Origin of the sequence: Gordonia sp. 'Campus' (assembly GCF_022206305.1) — a bacterium.
GTDB lineage: Bacteria > Actinomycetota > Actinomycetes > Mycobacteriales > Mycobacteriaceae > Gordonia.
Map to the genome: position 1 here is coordinate 38892 of NZ_JAKOIW010000027.1, position 9587 is coordinate 48478.

8 protein-coding genes are annotated in these 9587 nt (G+C 67.9%); 3 read left to right on the forward strand and 5 right to left on the reverse strand.

The window, feature by feature from the left end; genetic code table 11:
* Positions 1-16: 16 nt before the first annotated feature.
* Positions 17-1606: an ABC-F family ATP-binding cassette domain-containing protein gene (locus MAY35_RS21350; RefSeq protein ID WP_238423288.1), complete on the reverse strand. Its 1590-nt coding sequence runs from the start codon at positions 1604-1606 to the stop codon at positions 17-19.
* A gap of 197 nt (positions 1607-1803) precedes the next feature.
* Between MAY35_RS21350 and MAY35_RS21355 the strand changes: the two genes are divergently transcribed.
* Complete coding sequence (locus MAY35_RS21355) at positions 1804-2805, forward strand: enoyl-CoA hydratase/isomerase family protein (protein ID WP_238423289.1); 1002 nt, start codon at positions 1804-1806, stop codon at positions 2803-2805.
* 34 nt (positions 2806-2839) lie between these two features.
* Here MAY35_RS21355 and MAY35_RS21360 read toward each other — a convergent pair whose 3' ends face one another.
* The 4 genes from MAY35_RS21360 to MAY35_RS21375 form a co-directional block, all read right to left on the reverse strand.
* The gene (locus MAY35_RS21360) at positions 2840-3544 is read right to left on the reverse strand and encodes a hypothetical protein (RefSeq protein WP_238423300.1); all 705 of its coding nucleotides are present in this window, start codon (positions 3542-3544) and stop codon (positions 2840-2842) included.
* A gap of 46 nt (positions 3545-3590) precedes the next feature.
* Positions 3591-5201 (reverse strand): peptide chain release factor 3, encoded by a 1611-nt coding sequence (locus MAY35_RS21365; RefSeq protein WP_238423290.1) that lies wholly within the window; start codon positions 5199-5201, stop codon positions 3591-3593.
* A 117-nt stretch (positions 5202-5318) separates the two neighbouring features.
* Positions 5319-6194, reverse strand: coding sequence for a DUF559 domain-containing protein (locus MAY35_RS21370; protein ID WP_238423291.1), 876 nt, complete (start codon positions 6192-6194; stop codon positions 5319-5321).
* 106 nt (positions 6195-6300) lie between these two features.
* Positions 6301-7317 carry a beta-ketoacyl-ACP synthase III gene (locus MAY35_RS21375; protein WP_238423292.1) on the reverse strand — a complete coding sequence of 339 codons (1017 nt, stop codon included), beginning with the start codon at positions 7315-7317 and terminating at the stop codon, positions 6301-6303.
* A 278-nt stretch (positions 7318-7595) separates the two neighbouring features.
* Between MAY35_RS21375 and MAY35_RS21380 the strand changes: the two genes are divergently transcribed.
* Positions 7596-8657, forward strand: coding sequence for an ATP-binding cassette domain-containing protein (locus tag MAY35_RS21380; RefSeq protein WP_238423293.1), 1062 nt, complete (start codon positions 7596-7598; stop codon positions 8655-8657).
* Positions 8654-9418 (forward strand): ABC transporter permease, encoded by a 765-nt coding sequence (locus tag MAY35_RS21385; RefSeq protein WP_238423294.1) that lies wholly within the window; start codon positions 8654-8656, stop codon positions 9416-9418. The genes MAY35_RS21380 and MAY35_RS21385 overlap by 4 nt, the downstream gene beginning before the upstream one ends.
* Positions 9419-9587: the final 169 nt, after the last annotated feature.

Here is a 9587-nt window from a genome sequence, read left to right on the forward strand (position 1 = left end):
AGTCACCGAGTGTTCGTCAGCGGTCTGCCTGGGCGTCGACGGCGGGTTCCGTCCCGGCGGCCTCGTCCTCCGCGCTCGGCGGGGAGACCCGCCGCTCGATCCCGATCCGGTCGAGGAAGCCGGTGTCGTGGGAGACGACGAGCAGCGCCCCCGCCCAGGCCCCGAGGGCGTCGACGAGTTGGGTCACCGTGTCGAGATCGAGGTTGTTCGTCGGCTCGTCGAGGATCAGGAGCTTCGGCGTCGGATCACCGAGGAGTGCGTCGGCGACCGCGACCCGCAGCCGCTCACCGCCGGACAGCTCCTGCAGCGCGCGGTCGGCCCGGGCGCCCCGGAACAGGAACCGCGCCAGGTGCGCCCGCACATCCTGGGTCGAGATGTCGGGGTGGTGCGCCGTGACATGACCGGCAATCGACGCGGTCGGGTCGTCGAACAGGATCTGCTGCGGCACAAAGGCGTACGGAACGACGATGCGATCCTGCTCGATGAGGTCGGCGATGAGTGTCGACTTCCCGGAGCCGTTCGGGCCGACGAGTGCCACCCGCTCGGGTCCATCGATGCGGAGCCGGTCGTCGACGACGATCTGTGCCCGCGGTGCCACCTCGACCTCCGGAAGCGTGATCTTCGCGGTGCGATCGGCACGGATGTCCTCGCGTGCCTCGTCGAGTCTCGTCGCAGCGGCGGTCACGTCGTCGCGATGGGCGTTGCGCAACTTGCCCGCCGAGACCTGGGCCTCGCTGCGGCGGTTGTGCGCCACGATCTTCGGGACACGCTTCTCGCGTTCCGCGGTGGCGCCCGTGCGGGCACGGCGGTCGAGTTTGATCAGCGCCTCGGACATCTCCCGCCGCTGTTTGCGCAGATCGCCGGCGGCGGTGGCGACCGCGGCCTCCGCCGCCTCCTGTTCGGCGTCGACGATCTCGCGATAGTGCGAGTAGGGGCCGCCGAACAGGCGCACCCGACCGCGGTAGAGCTCGATGGTCGCGTCCACGCGCTCGAGCAGCTCGAGGTCGTGACTGACGACCACCACGGTGCCGGCAAATGCCTGGATGGCATCGAAAAGCCGCGCGCGCGAGTCGGTGTCGAGGTTGTTGGTCGGCTCGTCGAGCAGCAGGACCGACGGCCGCGTGATCAGCGCGGCGACGATGGCGAGGAGGGTGGCCTCGCCGCCGGACATGGCGCCGACCGGACGGTCGAGGTCGGGTGGCAGGCCCATCTGCGTGAGCAGCCCCACGGCGCGTTCGTCGACACCCCAGTCGTCGCCGACGGCGTCGAAGTCGGCCGGCTCGACCGACCCGTTCTCGATTCGCCTTATCGCACTGCGGGTCTCGTCGATGCGGAGAAACTGCGCGACCGTGGCCTCCGGATCGGCCTGTGGGTCCTGCCGGACCATGGCGACCTCGGCCGAGACGGACCCGACGGCGATGGTGATGCTCCCGGATCGGGCCGGGAGACGCCCCGCGATCAGTGCGAGCAACGTCGACTTGCCCGCACCGTTGGCGCCGATGAGGGCGTATGTCTCGGCACCGAGGGCGAGGTCGAGGTGATCGAAGACGACGGTCCCGTCGGGCCAGGCGAACGAGACGTCGGACAGCACGATGGACGAAGACATGAACACTCCTGAAGTGGGTCGGGTACACCGACGAGATGTCGGTGATGTCCGGGGCGGGTGCCTCCGGGCCGGGGCCACTTCAGCTGTTCATCGGGGCGGATCACTCCTGAGGTCGTCGTACAGTGGTGACCACCGTAGCCGACGCGCGTCGGGTTGCCAACGGATTATCTGTGCCGGCTGACCGCTACGGTTGTGGCATGTCTTTCATTCGCACCTCGGTGGCCGGCGGTGTCGGCGAGATCGTCCTGGACCGTCCGAAAGCTCTCAACGCGCTGGATCAGAGCATGATCGACGACATGTACGTCACCCTCGGCGAATGGGGTGACGACGACTCGATCGAGACCGTGCTCGTGACCTCCGCCAGTGACCGGGCCTTCTGCGCGGGCGGGGACATCCGGGCGATCCGTGAGCATGCGATCGACGGCGACACCGAGTCGATCACCCGCTACTTCGCGAGTGAGTATCGACTCGACCAGCTCGTCGCCGACTACCCCAAGCCCTACGTCAGCCTCATCGACGGGGCGGCGATGGGGGGCGGGCTCGGCATCAGCGTGCACGGCGAGATCCGCGTGGTGACCGAGAAGGCACTGATCGCGATGCCCGAGACGGCGATCGGCTTCTTCCCCGACATCGGTTCCACGTACTTCCTCCCGCGCCTGCCCGAGGGGGTCGGAATGTGGTTGGGGCTCACCGGGGCTCGCATTCGCGGTGTCGACGCGGTGGCCGTCGGGATGGCAACGCATTTCGTCTCGTCCGCCGATCTGCCCGCGGTCGCGGAGAGCATCCGGTCCGGGGCCTCGCTGGCCGATGCACTGGCCTCTTCGGGTACCGAGGAGACCTCCGACGTCCCGCTGCGCAAGATCGGGGAGTACTTCGCCGACGACAACGTCAATGCCATCGTCGGGGGGCTGCGGGGCGCGGTCGGCGACGAGTGGGCGCAGGAGATGCTCGGGCTTCTCGAGAACGCGTCACCGACCAGTCTGTGGGTCACCGCGGCGATGATCGCCGCGGGGGCACGGTCGGTGCTCGACGAGTGTTTCGATCGGGAACTGCATGCGGCCGAACAGATCACGGCCACCAACGACTTCCGTGAGGGGGTCCGCGCGGTTCTCGTCGACAAGGACCGCACGCCCGCCTTCGACCCCGCCTCCATCGAGGACGTGGATCCTGCGGTGGTGGCGCGCATCGTCGGCGCCTGACGGTCGGCGTCGGTGATCACCACCGCCACAACGACTATGGCCTGAGCTCGAACCACCCGGACAGCGAGACGCCGGCTGTCGGGCCGGAGGTGGGGGCTGGTTTCTTGGTCGACGATTCGTCGATGTCGTAGGACACATCGTCGTCGGGGGCGAGCGGGTTGGCGTCGACCCGGGTCGCCGTCGGACAGCTGAAGGACCCGGCGGCGAGCTGATCCGACATGGCGGTGACGCTGAGCTGACATGTCGACGAATGGTGGTAGACGCCGTCGACGGACACGCCGATCTGCGCGTTGACGGGTTTGGTCAGCGGGCCCACCGTCGGCCGCGCCCCACCGACCGGGGGCAACAGTCCACCGGTCAGTTCGCTGATCAGGAACTCGATCTGGGCGCCACCGGCACCGGCGTCCTTGAAGACGAAGAGCAGTGAGTCGGGCGGGACGTCGGGTTGGGCCGGTCCCCACCGCTCGAACTCGTAGCAGGTCGTGGCATCGGTCGGGGTCACCCCGGCGCCGGGTCCGCGACCGGACGTGTCCGACGGCCGGGTGACCGCGATGTCGATGCTGCCGTCCTGGAACAGGAAACCCTGGCCGCTGCGGTCGATGTCGCCCTGCGGCGGCTTCTCGGTGCAGTTCGCCGGGTCGACGGGCTGCGCGGTGGGTGGGGGCGTCGAGCTGGTCGACGGTGTCGACGGACCCCCGTCCGTCCCGCAGGCGACGACGAGGGCCGCCACCGCACCCATCAGCGCGGCGACGCGGGCCGATCGTGTGCCTGGGCCCACTGGTCGGTCAATCCGCAGCTGCGACAAGGGGTTCGAGTGTGAGATCGGGGTGCTCTTTCTCGATGTACTGCAGGCGCCACTTGTCACTGAAGAGGGCCAGCACCGCGCCGTCGGTGCGCGTGAAGACCTCGACGCCGCGTTGCCGGTTCAGTTCGGCCGCGCTGTCGGCGTCGGTCCGGCGGGCCAGGGAGTACCCGAGTGGTTCGATGATGGTGTCGACGTTGTACTCCGCCTTCATGCGCGCGGTCACGACCTCGAACTGCATCGGTCCGACGGCGGCGAGCACCGGGGAGGCCTCGCCGCGGGTCTCGTTGCGCAGCACCTGGACGACGCCTTCGCTCTCCAGCTGGTCCATGCCCTTGCGGAACTGCTTGTACTTGTCAGCGGTGGTCGCGCGCAGCGTCGAGAAGTGTTCGGGCGCAAAGGACGGGATCGGCGGGAACTGTACCTTCGGACCGTCGTAGAGCGTGTCGCCCGGTGCGAGTGCGGTCGCGTTCACCAGTCCCACGACGTCGCCGGGATAGGCGGTGTCGACGGTCGAACGGTCGCGGCCGAAGACCGCCTGGGCGTACTTGGTGGCGAACGGTTTACCGGTCTGCGCGTGCGTGACGACCATGCCGCGCTCGAACACCCCGGACACGATGCGCATGTAGGCCAGGCGATCCCGATGGCTGGAGTCCATCCCCGCCTGCACCTTGAAGACCACCGCACTGAAGGGATCGGTGACCGGACGGGGTTCGCCCTCGACGTCGAGGCGGGGTCCCGGCGGGGGAGCGAGCTCGACGAGCACCTCGAGCAGTTGGCGCACACCGAAGTTCAGCATCGCGGAAGCGAAGATCATCGGTGAGGTCTGGCCGGCGAGGAACAGTTCCTGATCGTGGTCCTGGCCCATCTCGCTGAGGAGTTCGCTCTCCTCGATCGCGGCGGTCCACTCATCACCCTCGCGCGCGGCAGCCGCGTCGGCCGACATGATCTCCTCGGGGGCGATCTTGGCGCCGCCCGCGGTGCGGGTGAAGTGCACGTACTCGCCGGTGCGTCGGTCGAGCAGGCCGCGGAAGTCGCCGGCGATGCCGACCGGGAAGAACAGCGGCGTCGGCGTCAGGCCGATCCGCTCGGTGATCTCGTCGATCAGCTCGAGCGGGCTCTGGCCGGGACGGTCCCACTTGTTGATGACGGTGATGACCGGGATGCCGCGGTGTCGGCACACCTGGAAGAGCTTCAGGGTCTGCGGCTCGAGCCCCTTGGCGGCGTCGATCAGCATCACCGCCGCGTCGACGGCGGTGAGAACCCGATAGGTGTCCTCGGAGAAATCCGCGTGACCGGGGGTGTCGACGAGGTTGATCACGCTCGGGATGTCGGGGTCGGCCTGGGCTGCCGCCGAGTAGTTGAACTGCAGCGCCGTCGAACTGACGGAAATCCCGCGGGCCTTCTCCATCTCCATCCAGTCGGAGACGGTCGACTTGCGGCCCGCCTTGCCGTGGACGGCGCCCGCCTCGCTGATCATCCGCGCGTGCAGCGCCAACGCTTCGGTCATCGTCGATTTACCGGCGTCGGGATGGGAGATGATGGCGAAGGTACGACGACGCGTCACCTCGCGACTGATCACCTCGGAACTCACGAGGTTCCAGGCTACCGGGCGGTGTGGGGGCGGCCAAACTCACGAGGGTCGATGAGAGCCAGCAATCGCACGGGTCAGCAGTAGGTATCGCTGACCGATACCAATTGCTGACCCGACTCACGTTGCAGCGGCGAGTGCGCGACGGATTCGGGCGATCACATCGTCGGGGCGTTCGGTCAGATCGGCCCAGGTGAAGTTCAGCACCGCCCACCCGGCCGTGAGCAGGTCGTTGCGCCGGCGTCGGTCGTGTTGGAATGCGGTCGCGTCTCGGTGATGGGCGAAACCATCGACCTCGACGATGAGATGCTGCGACGGGAACGCGAGGTCGGCCACATAGCCGTCCGTCGCATAGTTGGCGACCCAGCCCTCTATGTCCGCGTCACGGAGGAGCGCAACGGTCAGTCGTTCGGCTTCAGAGCGAGCCCCGGGTCCCAGTGCATCCAGGATGCGCCGGAGACCTGGAGCGTCGGGCGACCCGGCGCGTCGTGCAACCGCATCGTGCAACTGGCGCATGGACACGCGGCGGAGCAGTAGCGCGTTGTCCACGACGGCTATCGAGTCCTGCAATGCACCTTCCAGCAGCGCGACCGGCAGTGCCGTGACACGGAGTCCCGCGCGCTCGTAGAAATCCGCGTCGTCGAGGCGCCGAAAGCGGATGCGAGTACCTGACAGGGGGCGTCGATGATGACTCGGCGGCACCGTGACGGTGATGGTCTTCGGCGGATCGCTCAGCAGGCCCTGCCACCACACCGAAGCCATCCCGGAGAGGACGGCGGATGGACCGGCTTGCAGCACTGACAGGCGAATCTGGGTACGTGCGGTGGTCGGGTGATCGGCGACGGTGTAGAGCCCCCGCGCGCTTCTGGACCAGGCGCCGGATGCGACTCTCCGTGCGACCGCGGTCCGGTCGAGCCCTGCTGCGCGCGCGTCGGCCGCGGTGATCACACCGTCGTGTTCGATTGCGATGCGGCGGAGTCCAGGGGGCAGGTGCATACGTGGTTGGACGCTCGTCGCCCCGCCGGGGTTCCCTCCCGAAATGATTCAGCAGTAGGTGTCGGTGAGCGATACCTACTGCTGAACCGCAACGCCTGAAGCGGAACTACTCGAACGGAACCGGAGGCATGGTGACGACCTGCGCGGCGTAGGACAGGCCGGCGCCGAAGCCGAGGAGCAGCGCGGTCTGTCCCGGCTGGGCCTTGCCGGTGGAGAGCAGGTCCTCCATGGCGAGCGGGATCGACGCGGCGCTGGTGTTGCCGGTGTATTCGATGTCCTTGGCCACGACCGCGTCGTCGCGCAGCTTGAGGTTCTTGGCGAGCAGTTCGTTGATGCGGGCGTTGGCCTGATGGGGGACGAAGACGTCGAGGTCCTCGGAGCCGAGCTTGGCGGCCTCGAGGGCGCGGTGGGCGACCTTGCCCATCTCGAAGGCGGCCCAGCGGAAGACGGCGGTGCCCTCCATGCGCAGGTAGGGACGCTCGGTGCGGTCGCTGTCCAGGAAGGTGATCCAGTCGAAGTCCTGGCGGATCGCGTTGAACTGGGAGCCGTCCGAGCCCCAGATCACCGGGCCGAGCTGTTGCTGTTCGGTCGGGCCCACGACGACGGCGCCCGCGCCGTCGCCGAAGATGAAGCAGTTGGTGCGGTCGGTCATGTCCATGGTCACCGAGAGCTGTTCGGCACCGATGACGAGCACGTGGGTGGCGCTGCCGCCGCGGATCATGTCGGAGGCGAGGGCCATTCCGTAGCCGAAGCCGGCGCAGCCGACGGTCACGTCGAAGGCGGGCACACCGTTGCAGCCGAGTTCGGTCGCGACCTTGGTGGCGCCGGCCGGGGTCAGCAGGAGGTGGGTGTTGGTGGCGAGGATGACGGCGTCGATGTCGGAGCCCTGCAGCAGCGCGTTGGCGATCGCCTTGCGTCCGGCGTTGACCGACATCTCCATGACGTTCTCGTCGCGGCGCGCGAAGCGGCGGGTCTTGATGCCGGTGCGCGTGTAGATCCACTCGTCGGACGAATCGATGTTCTCGCAGATCTCGTCGTTGGTCACGACGCGTTCGGGCCGGTAGGCGCCGATGCCGAGCATGCCGATGTTGTTGATGCCAGTGGTGTCTGCGATGACCGCCATGGTGAACCTTTCCCGAATAACGTGCCCGGCGAATATGTGACCCGACATACGACGGTACTCACACGGTGTCTTACTGGGAAGTAGCGGACCCCTCCGGCGAATCGTTACGCCGCGGGTGAAAGCGGACCGGATTTGTCCTCGTTGCGATGAAGACTCGTCGTCAGATCAGTCGATCTTCATCGGGGGCGTCGGAATCCGGCCGTCCACCACGACGATCAGCACACGATGAAGTGCGCACCCATCAAGCACGAGAGATGCCACGGGAAGGGGAAGTCCGCATGATCCATGCACGCGGGTTGGTCCAGGTGTTCCACACCGGGAAGGGCAAGAAGAAGCGCGAGGTCCGCGCGGTCGACGGCGTCGACCTCGACATCGCCGAGGGGGAGGTGGTCGGCTTCCTCGGACCCAACGGCGCGGGCAAGACCACGACGCTGCGGATGCTGACGACGCTGCTCCGACCGACTGCGGGCACCGCGACGGTCAACGGGTACGACGTGGTCGCCGACCCGGTGTCCGTCCGGCGCAGCATCGGCTACGTCTCGCAGGCCGGCGGAACATTCAGTCAGGCGCAGGCCGGCGACGAGATCGTCGACCACGGGATGCTGTACGGGTTGTCGCGTGCCGAGGCCACCCGCCGCGGTCACGACCTGTTCTCGCAACTTCAGCTCGACGGACTCTGGGAACGTATGCCCAAGAACATGTCCGGAGGTCAGAAGCGTCGCCTCGACATCGTGATGGGTCTCGTCCACGAGCCGTCCCTGGTGTTCCTCGACGAGCCGACGACCGGTCTCGACCCGCAGGCGCGCGCGAACCTGTGGGAGCACATCCGGCGTCTGCGCACCGAGCGCGGCGCCACGGTCTTCCTCACGACGCATTACCTCGACGAGGCCGACGAACTCTCCGACCGGATCATCATCATCGACAACGGCCGGATCGTGGCCGCGGACACCTCCGACAATCTGAAGGCCCAGGTCTCGGGTGATCTGGTGTCGCTGGAGGTTGCCGACGCCACCGCGGTGTCCACGGCTGCCGAGAAGCTCGCCTCCGTCACCGGCGGCAACGGCGAGGGCCGGATCGAAGTGGACGGCAGGCACGTGCAGGGCCGGGTCCCGCGGGCAGGGCGCGCGCTGCCGGGACTGCTGCGAGACCTCGACGCCGGCGGGATCACCCTCGACTCCATCGAGGTTCTGCGTCCCACCCTCGACGACGTCTTCCTCACCCTCACCGGGCGGTCGTTGCGCGACGCCGAGACCGGCGGAGGCGGACCGGACGAGGCCGCCGCTCAGCCCTCCACCGATGTCCCGACCTCCGCACTCGATCAGCAGGGAGCCTCCCGATGACCACCTTCTTCCGCGAGAGCACCATCGTCTTCCGTCGTCAGATCCGGATGAACCTGCGCAACCCCGCCTGGGTCCTCATCGGGGTCATGCAGCCGATCCTCTACCTGGTGCTGTTCGGCCCGCTGCTCAAACCGCTCGTCGCGCAGTTCCCGGGCGGCGCGGACAACCCGTACACCTTTCTCGTGCCGGGACTCCTGGTGCAGCTCGGTCTCTTCGGCGCGCTGTTCGCGGGGTTCAGCCTCATCGGCGAGTGGCGCGAAGGCGTCATCGAAGCCGAGCGGGTGACTCCCGCTAGCCGCACGGCGTTGCTGACGGGCCGGCTGATGCGCGACATGCTGCAGCTGCTGGTGCAGGCGTTGATCCTCGTGGTGCTCGGCTACGTGATGGGCATGCGCGGATCGTTCGTCGGCGTGATCATCGGCATCGCCATCACGATGCTGATCGGCGGAGCCTGCGCCGCGGCGTCGAATGCCCTGGCGCTGACCACCAAGAGCGAGGACGTCATGGCCCCGCTGATCAACATGGTGATGATGCCGGTGCTGTTGCTGTCGGGCATCCTGCTGCCGATGACGCTCGGGCCGTCGTGGCTGCAGAGCCTGAGCGATTTCATGCCGTTCCGGTGGATCGTCGACGCGGTGCGCGACACCTTCTCCGGCGACCTCGCCAGTGCTCAGGTCTTGTGGGGTGTGCTCGCGTCGCTCATCCTCGCCGGCCTCGGGACCCTGTGGGGCACTTCGGTGTTCCGCAAGGAGAACGCGTGACCGCCGGCTCCCTGAGGAGCGAGCCTGCGAGCCGTCCGGTTCCCTGAGGAGCGAGCCTGCGAGCGGTCCGGCTCCCTGAGGAGCGAGCCTGCGAGCGTCTCGAAGGGTCAGCGCCCGTCGAAGCTCGTGACGGCGGGGGCGGGCGGGAGGGTGACGACCGCACCGGCAT